This is a genomic window from Pseudoalteromonas piscicida (assembly GCF_000238315.3).
Taxonomy (GTDB): domain Bacteria; phylum Pseudomonadota; class Gammaproteobacteria; order Enterobacterales; family Alteromonadaceae; genus Pseudoalteromonas; species Pseudoalteromonas piscicida.
The window spans coordinates 3,067,688-3,086,550 of record NZ_CP011924.1 but is presented as its reverse complement, the minus strand read 5'-3'; the positions used below and the strand labels follow the sequence as shown (position 1 = coordinate 3,086,550).

At 44.4% G+C, this 18,863-nt stretch carries 13 protein-coding genes; 8 read left to right on the top strand and 5 right to left on the bottom strand.

The genetic code is table 11. The features are described from left to right. Nucleotides 1-75: 75 nt before the first annotated feature. Complete coding sequence (locus PPIS_RS14335; protein ID WP_010376534.1) at nucleotides 76-2,580, bottom strand: zinc-dependent metalloprotease; 2,505 nt, start codon at nucleotides 2,578-2,580, stop codon at nucleotides 76-78. Between the two features lie 263 nt (nucleotides 2,581-2,843). Here PPIS_RS14335 and PPIS_RS14330 point away from each other — a divergent pair, with 263 nt between their 5' ends. The 7 genes from PPIS_RS14330 (at nucleotide 2,844) to PPIS_RS14300 (ending at nucleotide 14,305) form a co-directional block, all read left to right on the top strand. Then, nucleotides 2,844-4,085, top strand: a complete 1,242-nt coding sequence (locus PPIS_RS14330) for an efflux RND transporter periplasmic adaptor subunit (RefSeq protein WP_010376533.1) — start codon at nucleotides 2,844-2,846, stop codon at nucleotides 4,083-4,085. Between the two features lie 10 nt (nucleotides 4,086-4,095). Further along, nucleotides 4,096-4,800: an ABC transporter ATP-binding protein gene (locus PPIS_RS14325; RefSeq protein WP_010376530.1), complete on the top strand. Its 705-nt coding sequence runs from the start codon at nucleotides 4,096-4,098 to the stop codon at nucleotides 4,798-4,800. Nucleotides 4,801-4,810: 10 nt separating this feature from the next. Continuing rightward, nucleotides 4,811-7,195, top strand: coding sequence for an ABC transporter permease (locus PPIS_RS14320; RefSeq protein WP_010376527.1), 2,385 nt, complete (start codon nucleotides 4,811-4,813; stop codon nucleotides 7,193-7,195). A gap of 2 nt (nucleotides 7,196-7,197) precedes the next feature. Further along, the gene (locus PPIS_RS14315; protein ID WP_010376525.1) at nucleotides 7,198-7,539 is read left to right on the top strand and encodes a hypothetical protein; all 342 of its coding nucleotides are present in this window, start codon (nucleotides 7,198-7,200) and stop codon (nucleotides 7,537-7,539) included. A 243-nt stretch (nucleotides 7,540-7,782) separates the two neighbouring features. Beyond that, nucleotides 7,783-8,949, top strand: coding sequence for an efflux RND transporter periplasmic adaptor subunit (locus PPIS_RS14310; RefSeq protein ID WP_010376523.1), 1,167 nt, complete (start codon nucleotides 7,783-7,785; stop codon nucleotides 8,947-8,949). 15 nt (nucleotides 8,950-8,964) lie between these two features. Then, complete coding sequence (locus PPIS_RS14305) at nucleotides 8,965-12,117, top strand: efflux RND transporter permease subunit (protein WP_010376521.1); 3,153 nt, start codon at nucleotides 8,965-8,967, stop codon at nucleotides 12,115-12,117. Nucleotides 12,118-12,247: 130 nt separating this feature from the next. Next, the gene (locus PPIS_RS14300; protein ID WP_010376520.1) at nucleotides 12,248-14,305 is read left to right on the top strand and encodes a S9 family peptidase; all 2,058 of its coding nucleotides are present in this window, start codon (nucleotides 12,248-12,250) and stop codon (nucleotides 14,303-14,305) included. Nucleotides 14,306-14,477: 172 nt separating this feature from the next. Here the strand turns inward: PPIS_RS14300 and PPIS_RS14295 are convergent, their stop codons facing one another. Beyond that, nucleotides 14,478-14,951, bottom strand: coding sequence for a Dps family protein (locus tag PPIS_RS14295; protein ID WP_010376518.1), 474 nt, complete (start codon nucleotides 14,949-14,951; stop codon nucleotides 14,478-14,480). Between the two features lie 403 nt (nucleotides 14,952-15,354). On the opposite strand from PPIS_RS14295, the gene PPIS_RS14290 reads away from it, so the two are divergent. Further along, entirely contained in the window at nucleotides 15,355-15,564 is a 210-nt protein-coding gene (locus PPIS_RS14290; RefSeq protein ID WP_010376516.1) for a hypothetical protein, read from the top strand. Here the strand turns inward: PPIS_RS14290 and PPIS_RS14285 are convergent. From PPIS_RS14285 to PPIS_RS14270, 3 genes are all read right to left on the bottom strand, one after another. Beyond that, the gene (locus PPIS_RS14285) at nucleotides 15,561-16,202 is read right to left on the bottom strand and encodes an alpha/beta fold hydrolase (RefSeq protein WP_010376514.1); all 642 of its coding nucleotides are present in this window, start codon (nucleotides 16,200-16,202) and stop codon (nucleotides 15,561-15,563) included. The genes PPIS_RS14290 and PPIS_RS14285 overlap by 4 nt on opposite strands. Before the next feature lie 385 nt (nucleotides 16,203-16,587). Beyond that, nucleotides 16,588-17,550, bottom strand: coding sequence for a porin (locus PPIS_RS14275; RefSeq protein ID WP_249031221.1), 963 nt, complete (start codon nucleotides 17,548-17,550; stop codon nucleotides 16,588-16,590). A 146-nt stretch (nucleotides 17,551-17,696) separates the two neighbouring features. Continuing rightward, a complete protein-coding gene (locus tag PPIS_RS14270) occupies nucleotides 17,697-18,857 on the bottom strand; it encodes a porin (protein ID WP_010376513.1) in 1,161 nt (386 codons plus the stop codon). Nucleotides 18,858-18,863: the final 6 nt, after the last annotated feature.

Here is an 18,863-nt window from a genome sequence, read left to right as displayed (position 1 = left end):
CAAAACAAGGGCTAGCAAATTGCTAGCCCTTAACGTTTTCGCTCATTTCACTCGCGTAATACAAAAATTTTCGAGTTACGCTTCTAGCGCTTTTGTGATCATACGGTCAATATACGCTTTATGTGCCTTAGTTGCCTGATCGGCACCCCAAGCTGTGCTCTTATCCAAAATACTCTGCAGTTGGAATAGTGCAGCGGCTTTTGCCAAATTGTCGTATTTGCTCGCTTTGCTCAACCCTGCAACATTAATTAAGCGAGAAACGTACTCAATTTGTAGGTTCTGGCTTAAGGTAGTTGCATTCTTATCGGCAACGAAAATAGCGGCGGTCAGCTCGTTCATAACCTCGTTTAGGCTGTATTCGTTACCATAGTACGCAGAGTCGCTGATACGTTGTAATACATTCGCGTGTAGTACCTGGTCTAGTACCGACTTTTGCATGCCAAGTACCATCTTATGGACTTTAGGATCTTCGTTCTTACCATAGTGGTTAAAGCCACGGCGCTGTGCTTGCATGTAGTTATAAAGAGGCTGCATATTTTCAAGCACGGTCGGTGCGAAAACCATTTCCTTTAGCGCGGTCATTGCTGCTTTTTGGCGCGCAAGTGGTACTGGTGTAAATGGTTTCGTTTCACCTTCTGTACCCACTACGCTGCGCTCAACGTATACACCGCCAATTTGGCGTGAAATCACAGTTGCTTGACCACGGTATTGACCAAACAGCATATTTGCAGAGGTTAATAACTGTTGGTTAGACTGACCATCAACACGTGCTTTGTCTTTTAGTTCGGTGAATAGATGGTTGATCAGGGTCATGCGGTCAACGCCGTATGTTACTGGATCGGACGATAAGTCACCAATCATCACGCGAGGATCAATATGACGGCCCGGCGCACGCATATCGTCGGCATCGTTACCAAAAGCTAAGCCATGCTCGCCTGAGCGAGATAAGATTTTTTCAAGGCGCTGTTGCTCTTGGGTGTCATCGTTAAGTGCCGTGCTATAGCCAAATTCTATCGCCCAGTCATCATATGGACCCGGTTTGGTTTGGAAGATATCACCTTGCTCAACGCCTGGTGGGGCGATGTTAGCTGGCGCGTAGTCCATCACAGAGCCTGTTACGATACCTTGTGTTTTTGACTTGTCGTGTACTTCTTTAGGGCCCCACAAAATTGAAGACTTCATGTTATGGTTTAGGCCTAAGGTGTGTCCTACTTCGTGAAGAACCAACTGTACTAAGCCCTGTCGTAGCATTTCTTTGCGTTCGATGTCAGCACCTGTTGCTAGGCTTGCCGTCATCAATTGACCTTGCATTTCATGTCCAAGCGAACAGTGTAATGTATCGCTTGATGCCTCAGCTCCATGGCTCATTTGACCTTGAGAGTAGAGTGAGTCATACATCCAGCGGTTACGCATAAATACATACTCTAGCATGATATCGGAACCAAGAATTTGGCCAGTAAGCGGGTTGGCAGTTGCCGGACCATAGCCGCCAAACGGTGGGCGAGGTGATGAAGTCCAGCGTAGGACATTGTAGTTGATATCGCCTGCATCCCAAGTAGCGTCGTCAGGCTGTACTTTAACCACAATGGCATTTTTAAAGCCGATTTTCTCAAACGCGCTATTCCATCCTAGTACACCATCGCGAACCGTGTCACGCCATTCGACTGGCGTGGTGTTTTCAATCCACCATACGATTGGTTCAACAGGTTCAGAAAGCGCTGCGCTCGGGTCTTTTTTCACTAAGTTCCAACGCTTAATAACGTCTTTATACGGCGCCCAATCTGGTGATGTTTGCACGTCAAACTGATTGGTGAAATAACCGATACGTGCGTCATCGTAGCGAGGCTGGTAGCTATTGTCTGGCAGAGCGACAAAGCTATGTTGTACTTTTAGCGAGACAAAACGTGAGTCTGTCACTGCATTTGAGCCTGCAACTTTTGGGTCTGGGTTACTAAAGACATAATCAACAACGATATCTAAGTTGTTGCTGTATGGACGGTGCTTAACGATTCGAGATTTCTTATCGTCTAATTTGCCAAGGGCAAAACGTTTGCTTGCGTTTTTGTCATCCACACGTTTCCAAGGAGATACTTTGTGTAGTGACTCACTTAAAAATAGCTTATCCGCTTTGAATAAAATTTTACCATCTTCGGCTTTTTCAATTTCGATACTGGCGAGTACGGCTTCACTGATGTTGGCATCGCTCGCGTTGGCGATGGCTGAGTTTTCATCAAAAATAAAACGCGGTGTTTTGCTGATAATATCAATGCGGTCAAAGTGCTTTCTAAATTCAATCAGTTTAGTTTCGCGGTAATTACCTCGAAAATGACCAGCATCGGTAACGCCGTCAACAGTATGTGCGAAGTACAAGAAAGGAGTGTTGAGTTGCGACTCATTGAGCTGCATTAAATACTCGCCACTTTCTTTGTCCTGATAAAGTGGGAAAAGGCCATCAATACTGGTTTTATTTTCGATAATTGAAGCGATGGTTTTTTCTTCTTCTTTTTTGTCTTTTTTAGCAAAGCTTGGGGCGCTTGCAAAGGTGAGCGCGAGGGCAATGCTTAATGCCGTTTTCTTCATAATGTTGACTCGAAATAGTAAAAACTCGAGTGTACCCAAAACATCAGAGCCTGTCAGAAACTCAAGGTAAAATGAATGTAACAAAAGATAAACGACAGACTTGCAACTAAGTTAAAACGTCTGTTCGATTCCGAAAAGCTATGTCCGATTTCGAAAAAGTAGCAATGTTGGGTATTTTATTCTTTCTTAATGTATTGAAATTTAAAAATATTTTTAATTTGGCATAGTTCTCGCTCTTAGTGCGTAGTCAGTTAGGAGGGGAAATGGATCTAGTCAAACCGGCAAAGCAAAAAAAAACCACACATTACATCGTTGTTGTCTGTTTAATGGCGGTGATAGTTGTCTATTTGCTGTGGCAACAATGGGCATCTCATTCCAGTGTGATGCGCGCTGAAATACTGGTCGCGGAGGTGAAACAAGGTCCGCTTACGTTGTCAGTAGACAGCTTTGGAGAGTTACGTAGTGCTGAGCAGTTTTTGTTAAACGCGCAAAGTGCGGCCATTGTTAAGGTGATCCATCACAAAGCGGGCGCAATTATTCGTAAAGGTGATGTGATTGCTGAGCTCATGAGTCCTGATCTGGTGTTGCAAGTTCAGCAAGCCAAACAAGCTTTGCGTCAGTCGTGGGCAATAAAAGAGCAGCTGCTACTCTCTCAGCAAAGGGAGCAGTTAAACGAACAAAAACAGCTGATGCAAAAGCGGGGGGAGTTAAAAACCTTAGTGTTGCGTCATCGTGCTGAGCAAAACCTTGCACAACAAGGCATTATTTCCGCGCTTAATTTTGCCCAAACTGAAACTAGTTTGAGTACCTTACAACATGAAATTACCATGCTAGAAGAGCAAGCTAAACAGCTGCAAGCACTGCATGGTTCGGCGCTTACCCTTGCCAACGAAGAAATTAACATTCGCGAGCAAGAACTCAATAACTTACTAGAAAAACAACAACAACTAGAGATTAGAGCTAGTACCTCAGGGGTTATTGAGCGAATGCCTCTGGCGCTTGGGCAACGAGTCAATGTTGGTGACGAGTTAGCATTAATTGGCTCTAACCAGTCGTTGGTGGCGGTATTGTCTGTGCCACAATCCCAAGTGCGCTGGGTTGAAACTGGGCAATATGTGATGGTGAACATGCAAGCCAATAAAGTAAAAGGCGAAGTGATCCGAGTTGACCCGGTGGTGACAAACAATAGCGTGGAAGTAGAAGTGAGTTTACCAAATGCTTTACCGAAGCAGGCGCGAGCGCAGCTGAGCATTTCTGCCAGCATCGCCATTAAGCATCTTGCCAATGCCACTTATGTACAACGTCCCGCCAATGCCAAAGATAATCAAACGCAGACCTTATTTGCACTGACTAGTGATGACACCGCAAAGCCGATAGAAATCACTTTTGGTGCTTCAACTGGGAAATATATTGTTATAGATTCTGGCGTTGAAGCCGGGAGACGATTAATCATTTCTGATCTAGCCTATCTTGCCAGTCTAGATGAGACAATCTTATTAGAGTAGGAATATCAAAATGATAGTGCTTAAAAATATTAATAAAGTGTTCGAAACCGAAGAGCTGCAAACACACGCACTGAGAAATATTTCACTGGAAATAGCAAAAGGCGATTTTATTTCGATCTCTGGCCCATCTGGTTGTGGCAAATCTACTTTGTTATCCATCATTGGTTTAATTGACCAAGCGACAAGTGGTAGTTATACGATTGGTGCTCATGATGTGACATCGCTGACGCTTGATCAAGCCGCTGAGCTTCGCAATGAGCATATTGGGTTTGTCTTTCAGGCTTTTAATCTCATTGATGAAATTTCGGTATTCGATAACGTTGCTTTACCGCTAAAGTATCGCTCTGAAAAGCTGAGTAAGGTTGAAGTAAAGCAGCGAGTCGAGTCTTGTTTACAAAAGGTTGGACTGTCGCATCGCGTTCAACATAAGCCAAATCAGCTATCAGGCGGGCAGCAGCAGCGTGTCGCGATTGCTCGTGCTTTGGTGACCGAGCCAAGCATTCTACTGGTGGACGAACCGACAGGTAACTTAGATTCGAAAAGTGGCGATCAGGTGATGCAATTAATCGCTGAATTGCATCAGCAAGGCACCACAGTTTGTATGGTGACGCACGATCCACGTTATGCCGATATGGCTCCAAGGCAGGTGAAATTGTTTGATGGTGAGCTGTTAGGTACCGTCGCTTCTGCTCAATCTGTTAGTCAACGAGCATAGAGAGGGCACCATGCAAGTGTTCAACTTAGGCCGTGCAAATATTTACCATGTTAGTGTGGTGACTACGCTGAGCTGCGTATTCGTTGTGATGCTGGTCGCGATGGGGATGTTACATAGCCTGTATTTCTCACCTCTACCATACCCGGATGCAGAACGTATTGTTAAACTTGAATACCCGATGTTTGATGAAAATGGTAACGAGAGCAGCGAAGCCTTTAACTACCCATCATTGATGCATTTATACGAGCATAAACCAGTCGCAATGGAGCAACTGGCGATGGTGCATTATGCCGAGCAGTTACTTACCTCAGATGCTGATACGCCTCAAGTTGAATCAGCTTATGTCTCGCCACAGTGGTTTAGTATTTTTGATATGCCGCTTGCGATGGGGCGGGTTATTACTGAATCTGTCAATGAGAGCAACCCTGTTGCAGTGCTGAGCTTTCAAGCTTGGCAAAGTCACTTCAATGGCGACCCTGATATCTTAAATAAAACGCTGCGTCTGGATGAGCGAGAGTTCACGATTGTCGGGGTGGCGGCAGAGCGGTTTTATGAACCTAACTTAAAAAAGCTGATGCACAACACTGCGGTATGGCTACCTTGGCAATACAACCTAACCTCAGAGGAAGCTAAACCTTACTGGTGGAACCGTTATGCGCTTAACTTGATGGTGGGTAAACTGGCTACAGGGATGGAGCATGAACAAGTCAGCCTCTCGCTTTCCAATGAAATGAACACACTTTGGCGCAGCAAAGTGAGCGACAGTGAGTATTTTGCGAAGTGGTATATTGGCATTCGCGCAGTGTCGTTGAAATCAATTATGCTCGGTAAGTCTCCCTTATTGTTATTTGGAATGTTTGTGGTATCGCTTGGTTTACTTGGTATAGCGCTATTAAATATCAGTAATTTATACCTTGCGAGACTCAGTCAAATCCAGCGCCGGCTGGCAATTCAGGCGGTGGTGGGAGCAAAAATAAGAGATATTGCGCTGATGCAATGGTTACCGCTGCTAGTACTTTGCTTCGTATCACTCGTGGTTGCAATTGGAGCGTCTTATGTTATCTGCCAGTGGCTACAGAAAGAGCTAGTGGGATTGTTGCCGCAAGCGCAGCTGATTTCGTTAACTTGGCAAAGTGTGCTTGCACTGGTATTGGTCGCTTTATTGACGAGCTGGTTATTGTTGTTAGCTGGAATGTCAGCAATACGCTTTCGTCACTTAACGCACATGCTAAAACAAAGCGGTAAGGGGAATGCCGTTGTTGTGAGTGAGCGAGTACAACGGATCATGGCGGTGAGTCAGTTAAGTATTTCTATTATCTTGACCTTCTTCTGCTTTAATGTCGGTGTTGCTGCCATCTCTCATCTCAAAAATGCTTATGCGGTAGATCTCAAGAATAAATACGAAGTCACGTTTTATGCTCCTGACACAATGCCGAGAGACGAATACACAGAGGTAATGCGTCAAGCCAGTGAAGCCCTAGGGAATACCGCAGAAGTAATCGCGGTGAGTCGAAGTCGTTCACCCATCGGGCAAGGTGTTGGCACTTGGTCATTGCAAGAAGTCGAGACGCTTGAACGCGTGCATCCGGTTGGCCGAGTTGTGGATAGTGGTTATCTTGAGTTTTTTTCTTTACCGTTACTTCAAGGTCAGTTTTTCGATAGTGAAGCGGTGCGCCGCGGTGAGCAGCAGTTAATTATCAATAAAACCTTTGCTGAGCAGCTAGGTGGAGAGGAAAAGGCGCTAGGCAAGCGCTTGAGTTTTAACATTACAGACGAAGATGCGGCGTTTGAAATTATTGGTGTCGTTGCTGATTTAGCCGTGCCAGGCGAACCCGCACTGCCCCATGTGTATCGAGCTGTACAAGGAAGTAATACGGCGTTAATTAAGACTCAGCAGCCAGTTACTAAATCCCATTTTGCAGCGCTACTTACGCAAGTTCATCCAGCATTGAAAATCTTTAGTTTTAAATCACTTACAGCGCAGCGTGAGCAATACCTGTTGACTGATACCTTGGTTACCTATGGAGCACTGTTTATCTTTGCGTTGGCGTTGCTGCTCGTGATTATTGGCCTGTTTGGTGTCTTTCGTTATAGCCAATCACTTAAGGTTTCTTATTACGGCACGAAAATGGTGCTGGGGGCCAAACACAGCGATCTAACTCGAGAGGATTTTACTACCCACTTTAAACACATAGGTATTGCGTTAATGATCTCCCTGACAGGGTGTTTATTATTGTCGCCATACTTTCAACAAACATTTAATGTGGCAGATTTTTCGATTGCGGCAGTGGGGATAGTGTTGGTGTCGAGTTCGTGTTTGTACTTTTCACTACAACAAATACTGCGCAGGCCACTCAATGCATTAATCAACCCATCTGAATTAGGGAAGGGATAAGCATGACATTATGGCATCAGCTATTGGGGCGATTGAGGTATAGACTAAATCTAATGCTAGTTGTGTTATTGAGCGGCGCTTTCGCCGCCATATTGAATGCGCCAGTCTTTAATATTAAGCGTTTAGTCGGTGCTAAGGTACGCGATGTTCTTATCGAGCAGTGTTGGAGCCGGGCTTCTCTCGTGTTAGTCGCGGTGTTTATTGCTGTTTTCTTGTCTTTAGTTGTGGCGAGTATGTTTGGCATCTTGAGTCCGCTGCTTGGGATCTATCTGTTGTTCGCTATCGTATTGGTAGGCTGTATCGTTCTAGCGCTTGAGCTTCACCATGTCACTAAGCAGATCTAGGGAGATAAATGTGACAAAAAGCCGAAAAAATTGTTATATAACTCACAAAAGTCGCACTTAGAAAGACCTTTATAAATCAAAGGTTTTGGTGCTTAATTGTTTGAAATTACTTTATAATTTCCGCTGTTTTTCGATAGTTATAAAAAGTTGTTCTAAAGGTGTAACAGATTCTTACAAATGTCACATCCGAGAACGCGCTAAACTTGGTACTATACGGTCAGGAAATTATCAATAGGTACTGTCATGCAAGCTAAAACTTTAAAATGGATTCTACCCTTTACCGTGCTTATAGTCGGTGTTGTCGGATTTATGTTCGTCAATGCCGTTGCTAAGAGTGAACCTGAGAAGCAAGAAGTCGATTCTCGTCCTGTTGTTGAAGTTGAAACTCTCGCTGCGCAAGATCACCAAGTTGTGATCCAAAGCTATGGCGAAGTAAAACCGCTAGAAAGTACACAACTTTCTATTCAAGTATCGGGCGAAGTTGAATACTGGCACCCTAACTTTGTTGAAGGCGGTGTGGTACAAAAAGGCGAGGTGTTACTGCGTATTGAGCAAGATAACTACGAAGCCGCGTTGCTACAAGCAGAAGCAGAACTTGCCAGAGCCGAGGCGCAGCTTATCGAAGAGCAAGCACAAGCTGATGTTGCCGCTGATGAAGCAAGAAGATTTCCAAATAAAAAGCATACCGACCTATTTTTACGTAAACCGCAGGTCATGAGCGCCAAAGCCTCAATAAAATCGGCAAAAGCTGCACTGCAGCGTGCAAAGCGAGACTTAGAAAACTGCGAAGTTATCGCGCCTTATAACGCACTAGTGGTGAAAAAAGACGTTGGTCTTGGCCAGTTCGTGTCTATGGGTAGCTCAGTTGGTACGGTCAACAACATCGAAACTGCCGAAGTGATTATTCCTATCGCGGGTTTTGATTCTGTGTTTTTACCTGAGCGAGTGTCAGGTCTTGCCGCTACGGTTTATCAGCGTGGTGTGAATGCCTTCACTCGAGAAGCGGTAATTGATAGAGATTTAGGTACTGTTGACCAACAAACGCGTATGAACAACTTGGTGGTGCGTATTAACGACCCGTACGGTCTCACAACGCGCCAGCCAGCGATAAAATACGGTACGTATGTACAAGTTAGCTTTGCGGGTAAAACGTTAAAACAAATCTACCGTCTACCTCAAGATATCGTGAATAATCAGTCGGTTTGGTTACTTAATCAAGATAACCAGCTTGAGCCACGTAAAGTGCAAGTTATCCGCGAAGAGGGTGAGTTCTTCTTAATCGGCGATGGCATCACAAGTCGCGATAAAGTGGTCATGACACCACCTGAATATCCACAAAAAGGCATGGAAGTTAAAGTTGCTGGCACGGACTCCTCATCAAAGCCAAGTAGTCAGCCGGAAAAGCTGTAACAGCAAGGAGCGACCATGAGTGATATAGAAAAAGCATCGCAGCGCGGTATTATCGCTTATTTTGCGAATAATACGGTAGCGGCAAACTTGTTGATGGTCTTCATACTGATAATGGGTTTTATCAGTTATATGACTATCCAAAGGCAAATGTTTCCAAACTTTGAGATCAATTATGTAACGGTGTCAGCCGTGTATCCTGGCGCGTCTCCTCAAGAAATTGAAGAGGGGATCTTGATCAAAATTGAAGAAGCATTAAAAGACGTTACAGAAATCAAAAAAGGGGTTTACCGTGCTGCTAGAGGCAGCGGTAGTGCGCAACTTGAGATCTATAAAGATGAAGACTTAACGGAAGTAGAAGATAAAATTCGCTCGCGTGTGAATAGTATCGCGACCTTCCCAGCATCCATGGAGCCCGTGCAGGTTCAGCTTATAGAATTTCGTCAAGACGTGGTGAACGTCGCGCTGGCTGGTAATCTACCGTTGAATGCACTCAAGCCAATTGCCAAAGAAATCGAGGATGAATTACTCGAAATTCCAACGATTTCACTGGTTGACCGTTCAACCCCAGACTATGAGATTGGTATTGAAGTTGATCCAGACGCTCTGCGCCGTTACAACCTAACGATTAGTGATGTAAGTAGCGCAATTAGACGTTATTCGACCAACATTTCAGCAGGTCAAATCAGAACCGAATCTGGCATTATTGCAGTGCGTGTTGAAAACCAAATGTACCGCGGTAATGAGTTTAGAAACATTCCTGTTAAGGTCGGTGATAACGGCGCCAAAATTTATCTTCAAGATATCGCAGAAATTAAAGATGGTCTGACTGAAGGTGAATATTACTTCCGTTTGAATGGTGAAAATGCAGTATTCCTGTCGGTTAAAGCGACCAAAGACCAAAATATGATCCCAATCGCGAAAGCGGTACATAAATATATCGAAGAGAAAAACGCTAAGTTACCTGCAGGCTTAAGATTAGAACCAATCGTTGATATGACGTACTACCTGAATGCTCGACTCGAGATGATGAAGAGCAATATGTTACAAGGGGCGTTACTCGTCGCCATCATGCTGACTATTTTCCTACGCTTCAAATTAGCGCTATGGGTAATGATTGGCTTGCCGGTGTGTTTCCTTGGTGCGTTCCTATTTATGCCAGCACTTGGGATCAGCATTAATATTGTATCGCTGTTTGCCTTTATTATGGTGCTTGGGATCGTGGTGGATGACGCCATCGTCATAGGGGAGTCCGCCTACTCCGAAATTGAACGCAAAGGTCACAGCGTTAAGAATGTGGTGATTGGCGCTAAGCGTGTTGCAACGCCAGCAACCTTTGGTGTATTAACAACTATTGCTGTGTTTGCACCTATGTTGTTCTCATCTGGTCCTGAAAGTGCATTCTTTAAGTCAATCTCGGGCGTTATTATTCTGTGCTTGGTATTCAGTTTGATTGAATCCAAATGGATTTTGCCAGCGCACATTGCTCACACTAAGATTAAACCACTACGTCCAAACAGTCGTCGTGCTGCATTTAACAAGAAGTTCTTCGCATTTGTAAACGGACCATACAGACGCTTTATTCAGCGCTGTGTTGACTGGCGCTGGACCGTATTATTAACTTTTGTGGCGATGCTGGTATTTAGCTTTAGCTTAGTAACTTCGAACTTAGTGCGCTTTATTCCGTTCCCTAAGGTGCCTGAAGATTATCCAAAGATCGAAATTACCATGAACGACAACGTATCAGACGAGCAGACCATTACAGCGATGCAGTCTATTGAGTTAATGGTACGCAATGTCGATAAAGAGATTGCCCAAGAGTTCGGTCAAGGCATGATTAAGGATGTATATTCTTGGAACCAGAGCCGCACTAAGGGCTCAGTGTTATCGACGTTAGTGGACGAAGAGCAAAGACCATTTACGGCTTTTGAACTTGCACGCCGTTGGCGCGAGGCAATGCCAGAGATCACTGCAGTGAAGTCAATTATTGTGTATGACAGTGTTGGCGATCAAAGTGGTGGTGAGGGTGAATTTGGTTATCGCTTGCTAGGTTCTGATATCGAGACTCTCAATGCAGCGGGCAGACAGCTTATTTCAATGTTGCAGCAGCAACCCGGGTTATTTGATATTAGCTCGAGTATTGACCCTGCGAGTAAAGAAATGCAGATCGCGCTTAAGCCAGTGGCTTATGAGCTTGGCTTGCAACTTGCCGATGTTGCGATTCAGGTTGGTAATAGCTTCTACGGTGGCGAAGCACAGCGTGTTATTCGTGATGGCGAAGAGATCAAAGTGATGGTGCGTTATCCTGAACTTGATCGTAAAGCTTTGGCTTCACTTAAGCGTACTATCATCACAACGCCAAAAGGCAAAGAAGTGATGCTAGGCGATGTTGTAGAGTTTACCGAGAAGCCGGGTATCAATTATATTCGTCGTGAAGATGGCTTTAGAACGGTATATGTATACGGTAGCATCGATGAAGAGCTGATTGAGCCAGATGCCGTGGTTAAGAATATCGAAGAAAATATCTTACCAGAGCTACTAAAACAGTTCCCAGGCGTAAAAACTAAGCTAGGTGGTAGCGTGGAAGAGCGTCAAGCGCAAACCAGTGAGCAGATCTTATTCTTTGCCGCTGGTATGTTGATGGTTTATATCCTATTGGCTGTACCGCTTAAGAGCTATGCACAACCGCTTATCGTGATGTCGGTAATCCCGTTTAGCTTAGTTGGCGCGCTATGGGGTCACTTAGTGTTTGGCTTAGATATGAGTACTATGTCTATGTTTGGATTGGTAGCCGCTGCTGGGGTTGTGATCAACGACTCCTTGGTAATGACGGACTATATCAACCAAGCACGTGCCGAGGGCGTTAAGCTTAAAGAGGCAGTTATTGAAGCGGGTTGTGCACGCTTTAGGGCAATCACGCTAACCTCTATCACGACGTTTGCCGGTGTCATGCCAATCATCTTTGAAACCAGTCTACAAGCAAGGTTTGTTATTCCGATGGCGGTATCACTTGGCTTTGCAGTGCTATTCGCAACGCTTATCACGCTTGTGTTAGTGCCAGCCTTATACATCATCTTAACGGATGTGCAGGGTGCGGGTTCACGCTTAAAAGCGAAGATCAGACGCAAGCCTAAATCTGACGATAACCAACTAGAGAAAGCAGAAGCTTAGAAACTCTCGTCTACACTCAATAATATAAAGGCCGCGCAGTGATGCTCGGCCTTTTTCTTTGTGCGCTGGTATGGCTCTTGAATCATGATACACTGGCGAAAAATAACGAATTTAGGATGACAACTTGGTGATGGAAAAAACTCAACCGCTAGCCAAAAAGCAGCCGAAATCCTTGCTGCACCATAATCATGAGCGTATCGACAACTACTACTGGATGCGTGATGACGAGCGTAAAAATGCTGATGTGTTGGCACACCTCAAAGCAGAGAATGATTACTGTGAAGCGCAAATGGCGCCTCACCAAGCGTTACAAACCCAGCTGTTTGAAGAAATGAAAGGTCGTATCGTAAAAGACGATAGCTCAGTGCCCGCAAAAGATGGCAACTATTGGTATGTGAGTGAAGTGAGTGGTGATGAGGAATATGCTAAGTATTATCGCGCATCACAAGAAGATTTGTCGGATAAAAAACTGCTGTTAGACATTAATCAGTTAGCCGCTGGCAACGAGTTTTATGACATCGGTGATATTACCGTAAGCCCAGATGAGCAACTGCTTGCCTATAGCGAAGATACTGACGGGCGTCGAATTTATACCATCAAGTTTCTTGATTTAAATACCAATACATTACTGCAAGACGTGCTGTATAACACGGAAGGTCAGGTCATTTGGGCGAACGACAATAAAACCGTATTTTATGTCAAAAAAGACGAGCAAACGTTGCTCGGCTTCCAAGTGTATCGCCATGTGTTGGGAACGCCACAAAGCGATGATATTTTGGTGTTTGAAGAGCAAGATCGCCAATTTTATATGGGATTGGGTAAAAGTCGTGACGAAAGCGCTATTTATATCTATCTCGCTGCGACGGAAACGAGCGATCAGTTAATACTGGATGCAAACGATCCTTGCGGTGAGTTTAGCACCCTAATTCCAAGAGAAATTGGCCATGAATATGGTCTTGAAAAAATGGGAGAGTTCTTTTACATCCTGAGTAACAAGAATGCTAAAAACTTCAGGTTAATGCGTGCAACAGCGGCAACCGTTGGTGATGTCGAGCAATGGGAAGAGTTAGTTGCCCATCGCGACCATGTACTATTAGAAGGCTTGGAGCTGTTCAACAGTCACTTTGTGCTGACTGAGCGTGAACAAGGGCAGATCCGTTTTGTTGTCCACGATTATCAAGGGCAGAGCTATCACCTTGGATTTGATGATGCTTGTTATTTTGCCACGGTAGGAAATAACCCTGAGCCAAGTTCAAGTAATATTCGTATTCACTACTCGAGTATGACAACCCCCAGCTCAGTGTACGATTGTGATTTAACTACAGGTAAGAAGACGCTGAAAAAGCAGCAGCAAGTGTTAGGTGATTTTAAACCAGAATATTATCACTCTGAACGTTTGCATATTACTGCAAGAGATGGCGTTAAAGTCCCTGTATCTTTGGTGTATCGCAAAGATAAGTTTAATCAAGACGGTAGCAATCCACTATTGCAGTATGGTTATGGTTCTTATGGTATTACTATCGACCCAAACTTCTCTAGTCAAACTCTAAGCCTGTTAGATAGAGGGTTTGTATACGCGATTGCGCATATTCGAGGTTCTGAGATGCTTGGTCGTGAATGGTATGAGCAAGGCAAAAAGGCGCATAAGCAAAATACCTTCAACGACTTTATTGATGTTACCAAGGCCTTGGTTGAGCAGAGCTACGGCCATAAAGACAAAGTGTTTGCATCAGGTGGAAGTGCAGGTGGCCTGTTAATGGGCGCAATTGCAAACCAAGCTCCAGAGCTGTATTTAGGGTTAGGCTGCCATGTGCCTTTCTTGGATGTGTTAACAACCATGTTGGATGAGTCAATCCCATTGACCACCAACGAGTATGATGAATGGGGTAATCCGAATAATGAAGCGGACTACCAGAATATTTTAGCATATTCGCCGTATGACAATATTGAAGCCAAAGCCTACCCAAATATTCTTGTCACCACAGGCCTACACGACTCGCAAGTGCAGTATTGGGAGCCCATGAAGTGGGTTGCTAAGCTTAGAGAATATAAAACGGATGATAATGTACTGGTCTTTAAAACCGACTTGGAAGCGGGTCACGGTGGTGCGTCAGGCCGATTTAAAAGCCTACATGAAAGAGCACTAGAAATGGCATTCTTTATCAGCTTATTGGATGGTAGGTCGTAGCTTTAACTCGACTTGTATACCTTAGGCTTAGCCCGACAACAGCGAGATAAAAGATCGCGAGGTAAACTCGCTCCTACCAGAGAAGAATCTGAGTAGGAGCTGGCTCGGTTTATAGGTCGTCGCTTTAGCTCGACTCGTACACCCTAGTCTTAGCTCGAACTATACGTCTATCTTAGTTTAAATACGCTTTAAGCATCCATACCAGCTTTTCTTGCTCTTTGATGTAGTCGCTCATTAGCGCTGCTGTCCCTTCATCTTCGGCTTCACCCGCCTGTGCTAAAATTTCACGCTGCATAGAAATAAGTGTTGTGTAGCCATCAAGCAAGGTTTCTAGTGCTTGTGTACCATTGCTGATCCCTTTTGCTTCTTGAATTTTACTGGTTTCCAAATAATCAGAAAACGCATGCAATGGGTTGCCTTCAATCGTCAAAATACGCTCTGCGATTTCGTCTACCTTCTCAAGTAATAGCGTATAAATCTCTTCAAATTTTAGGTGTAGTTCAAAAAACTCACGACCTTTGATGTTCCAGTGAAAACCACGGGCATTCATATATTGAATTTGGTAGCTACTTAGTAGCGTATTAAGTGACGTTACCAGTGCTTGGCTCTTTGCTTTGTCTAAACCGATAGAATTAATGTTTGTCATGCGATGCTCCTTGTTGATTCACAGTCAGTATGGCGCAACCTTAGGTGATTGCCCAATGATTAAAATCAAAGCGTTTAATCGGAAAAATCAATTAATAAAATAAAAACATATTAAATATTAATACAATATGACGTTGGGATGAGCGTGGTAAAAAACAAGATGGAACCCTAAAAAGCACTCAACAATAACAAGGTGACATGAGTACTCGTTGGGAATAAAGCTTGCCAACTTTTCCCAAAGCCTTACCAGAGCGCGTAATTTTTGATCTAAGACAAGTGTTTAATCTCGTTCGTATTTTGGCGGTTTTAAACTTGATTTAGGTCAAAATATCACCGCATCATAAGCGCATAATCATTTCATCAAGACACAAAAAACGCGGTGTCTACTACTTGAGGAAATGAGTATGAAAGGCAAAACAAAATCAGAACATAAAATGGAGCTCGTCGTCGTTGTTATCGCTTTAGTGGCTTTTGTTGTTGGGCTAGTAGGTCACTTAGCTGGCGCAAGCATCGCAAACTCAGATACCTTTGGCTATATTGCTGCGCCAGTACCGTTGTTAGTTGGCTTGATCGCAGTGATTGCTTACAAAGTAGCTGCAAGTGCAGAGCACTAAGGCCTCTCTAGCAGCTCGCAAATATAGTCCATTACCGCACGGGAATATATTAAGCTGGTATGGCTGAGATGAAATACTTTGTGCTCGGCCATGCCACTGAGCTTGGTTTCTTCTAACAACACAGTGCCATCCGACTGGCTACCTTTTTGTAGCAGTGGCATTAGTCCGATGGGTAAGTCGCCGGCAATACTGTAAAGCTTGGCGTCGAAAGGCCAATCTTGATTGTTAGATAATAAAAACTCCACACTGTTTTTTAACAGTAGCTCCAGTCCTTTGTCGTGCATATGCTTGGCAATGGCACTGCCTTTATGTGGTGTCCCCAAGGTCACCACTTTTTTTACTTGCGTGCTCGCGGCAGAACCTCGCTCTAAATACGCTCTTGCAACTAAGCCTCCCATGGAGTGGCAAACGAGTGCGGCGGGGCGGTCGCCAACGAAAGTATCAATAGCGGCGCAGATCTCATCAATATTTGGTGTTAACGTGTTATAGCTTAAATTGAGAATACGGTAGCCCGATTTACCTAATCGAGCGCTAAGCGGGCGCATCACAAAACCAGACATGTACAAGCCATGTAGCACCACAATACTTTCGATTTTGGCGCTCGCGGTAATATTGAGTGGAATAGGAGAGTGGTTCATGCCGCCTCTTTAAACTTGAATACTTCAAAGCCTTGCGCGAGTGTACCATCCCCACTTGAATACTTGATGTATAAATCAAACCAAATTGAAAAATTATTATCCAAGATCCTGTGATCTTGGCTAGGGCCTGTTGACCTTTGCTGTTTGATTTTTGTTCCCCTGAGTGGGTTTTGGTCGCGGCGCTCGACTTGCCGCCTAGTAATCTAAGCAAAAGTTGAGCAACAATGAACAAAGCGCACTCAGGGGAACCCAAAGGGCAGCGCTTGATTGGCATTTCTACTGCGTTATCGCCTGACTCACATAGAATAACTATGCTACACAGGCTTTGCCTTGTATAAATGGCAATCAAACTGCTGCAAAAACAAACTTGAAAGATCAACAGGCCCTAATCAAATTGCCACTCTTGCTTGTAATCGTACCTAAAGCCAATAGAGATGGAGTCCATATCGATTTGGTTGTCGAAGGACTTGTTTAAGTACTCCAAGTGCACTCTGAGGGGCGGTGTTGGTAGCCACTCAAGTGTAACATTGTAGCTATCGAAGCTTTGATTAAGCGGATCATGACTGCCGTAACCGTCATCAAAATCAAAATATCCGGTTTTGAGTTTATAGTGTTTTGCGAGTTGATAGGCCAACGAAAGATCAAAGGTGTGGCCTTGTCGAGAATCAAGTACGCCCACGCGTTGATAGTCTTTGTCCTGATACGCCATGGCAGCGTAAAAGCGGGAGGTAAATTGATAAGCAAGTGCACCAGACCAAAGTTGGTTTTCACCAATATGCTGCTCGTTATCGTATACATTGTTTTGTTGATAAGTAATCGCCGCATGTAAACCCGCGTTATCGTAACTTAACCCAGTGTTGAATAAATCCGTTTGATTATCGCCCTTATCCCCATTAAATTGGCCAGCAGCGATAACCGTCATTGGTCCCAATTCATAGCGGTAAGTAACTAAATTATCAACGAAAAAAATACTCTCTGGATCGTAAGCAAATGGGCTGCTGGCGTGATTAAAAATATCAACGTATTCGGCAATAAACAGATACTGTGCAGGCCTTTGTTTGCCAATGCCAAACCGACCATACGGTGTACCTAGCGCTGTATAAGCACGACGTGATTTGCCAAAATTTCCTTCATTGGCGAGATCGATGCCCCATTCACCATGAAGTTCGGCCTGCCAGCCCGGCATAAATTCATGTGTCACTTTAATCCCTGCGTGGGATAAGGCATCACGAACATCCCAGTTACTTGTATCATCTTGATTGATTACGCCAAATGTCGGGCGTATTGTGGCATAGGTTTTGAGCGTGGTTGAGTGCTCAGTAGGTGAGCAACAATGAACAAAGCGCACTCAGGGGAACCCAAAGGGCAGCGCTTGATTGGCATTTCTACTGCGTTATCGCCTGACTCACATAGAATAACTATGCTACACAGGCTTTGCCTTGTATAAATGGCAATCAAACTGCTGCAAAAACAAACTTGAAAGATCAACAGGCCCTAATCAAATTGCCACTCTTGCTTGTAATCGTACCTAAAGCCAATAGAGATGGAGTCCATATCGATTTGGTTGTCGAAGGACTTGTTTAAGTACTCCAAGTGCACTCTGAGGGGCGGTGTTGGTAGCCACTCAAGTGTAACATTGTAGCTATCGAAGCTTTGATTAAGCGGATCATGACTGCCGTAACCGTCATCAAAATCAAAATATCCGGTTTTGAGTTTATAGTGTTTTGCGAGTTGATAGGCCAACGAAAGATCAAAGGTGTGGCCTTGTCGAGAATCAAGTACGCCCACGCGTTGATAGTCTTTGTCCTGATACGCCATGGCAGCGTAAAAGCGGGAGGTAAATTGATAAGCAAGTGCACCAGACCAAAGTTGGTTTTCACCAATATGCTGCTCGTTATCGTATACATTGTTTTGTTGATAAGTAATCGCCGCATGTAAACCCGCGTTATCGTAACTTAACCCAGTGTTGAATAAATCCGTTTGATTATCGCCCTTATCCCCATTAAATTGGCCAGCAGCGATAACCGTCATTGGTCCCAATTCATAGCGGTAAGTAACTAAATTATCAACGAAAAAAATACTCTCTGGATCGTAAGCAAATGGGCTGCTGGCGTGATTAAAAATATCAACGTATTCGGCAATAAACAGATACTGTGCAGGCCTTTGTTTGCCAATGCCAAACCGACCATACGGTGTACCTAGCGCTGTATAAGCACGACGTGATTTGCCAAAATTTCCTTCATTGGCGAGATCGATGCCCCATTCACCATGAAGTTCGGCCTGCCAGCCCGGCATAAATTCATGTGTCACTTTAATCCCTGCGTGGGATAAGGCATCACGAACATCCCAGTTACTTGTATCATCTTGATTGATTACGCCAAATGTCGGGCGTATTGTGGCATAGGTTTTGAGCGTGGTTGAGTGCTCAGTAGGTGGTTTTACCGGGTCACTTTGTGGTGTTGATTTTGCCACTGGAGCTGCGGCCTTTGGTTCGCTATTTTGGGTCATAAACCGAGCTTTAAGCTCAGCCAATTGCCGCTCAAGATTTTCAATGTCGGCCATGGTGACAGGTCGCTCGGCTGCCAAAACTGCTGAAGAAATTAGTAAACAGGCTAGGCCAATCAGTGCGGTTGAGTTGCTCAAAGTAAAATTCATGGTTTT

Bases quoted from the DNA above. Each gene is read 5' to 3' on its own strand.
- PPIS_RS14335 (WP_010376534.1), bottom strand. From the start codon at position 2,580: ATGAAGAAAACGGCATTAAGCATTGCCCTCGCGCTCACCTTTGCAAGC.
- PPIS_RS14330 (WP_010376533.1), top strand. From the start codon at position 2,844: ATGGATCTAGTCAAACCGGCAAAGCAAAAAAAAACCACACATTACATC.
- PPIS_RS14325 (WP_010376530.1), top strand. From the start codon at position 4,096: ATGATAGTGCTTAAAAATATTAATAAAGTGTTCGAAACCGAAGAGCTG.
- PPIS_RS14320 (WP_010376527.1), top strand. From the start codon at position 4,811: ATGCAAGTGTTCAACTTAGGCCGTGCAAATATTTACCATGTTAGTGTG.
- PPIS_RS14315 (WP_010376525.1), top strand. From the start codon at position 7,198: ATGACATTATGGCATCAGCTATTGGGGCGATTGAGGTATAGACTAAAT.
- PPIS_RS14310 (WP_010376523.1), top strand. From the start codon at position 7,783: ATGCAAGCTAAAACTTTAAAATGGATTCTACCCTTTACCGTGCTTATA.
- PPIS_RS14305 (WP_010376521.1), top strand. From the start codon at position 8,965: ATGAGTGATATAGAAAAAGCATCGCAGCGCGGTATTATCGCTTATTTT.
- PPIS_RS14300 (WP_010376520.1), top strand. From the start codon at position 12,248: ATGGAAAAAACTCAACCGCTAGCCAAAAAGCAGCCGAAATCCTTGCTG.
- PPIS_RS14295 (WP_010376518.1), bottom strand. From the start codon at position 14,951: ATGACAAACATTAATTCTATCGGTTTAGACAAAGCAAAGAGCCAAGCA.
- PPIS_RS14290 (WP_010376516.1), top strand. From the start codon at position 15,355: ATGAAAGGCAAAACAAAATCAGAACATAAAATGGAGCTCGTCGTCGTT.
- PPIS_RS14285 (WP_010376514.1), bottom strand. From the start codon at position 16,202: ATGAACCACTCTCCTATTCCACTCAATATTACCGCGAGCGCCAAAATC.
- PPIS_RS14270 (WP_010376513.1), bottom strand. From the start codon at position 18,857: ATGAATTTTACTTTGAGCAACTCAACCGCACTGATTGGCCTAGCCTGT.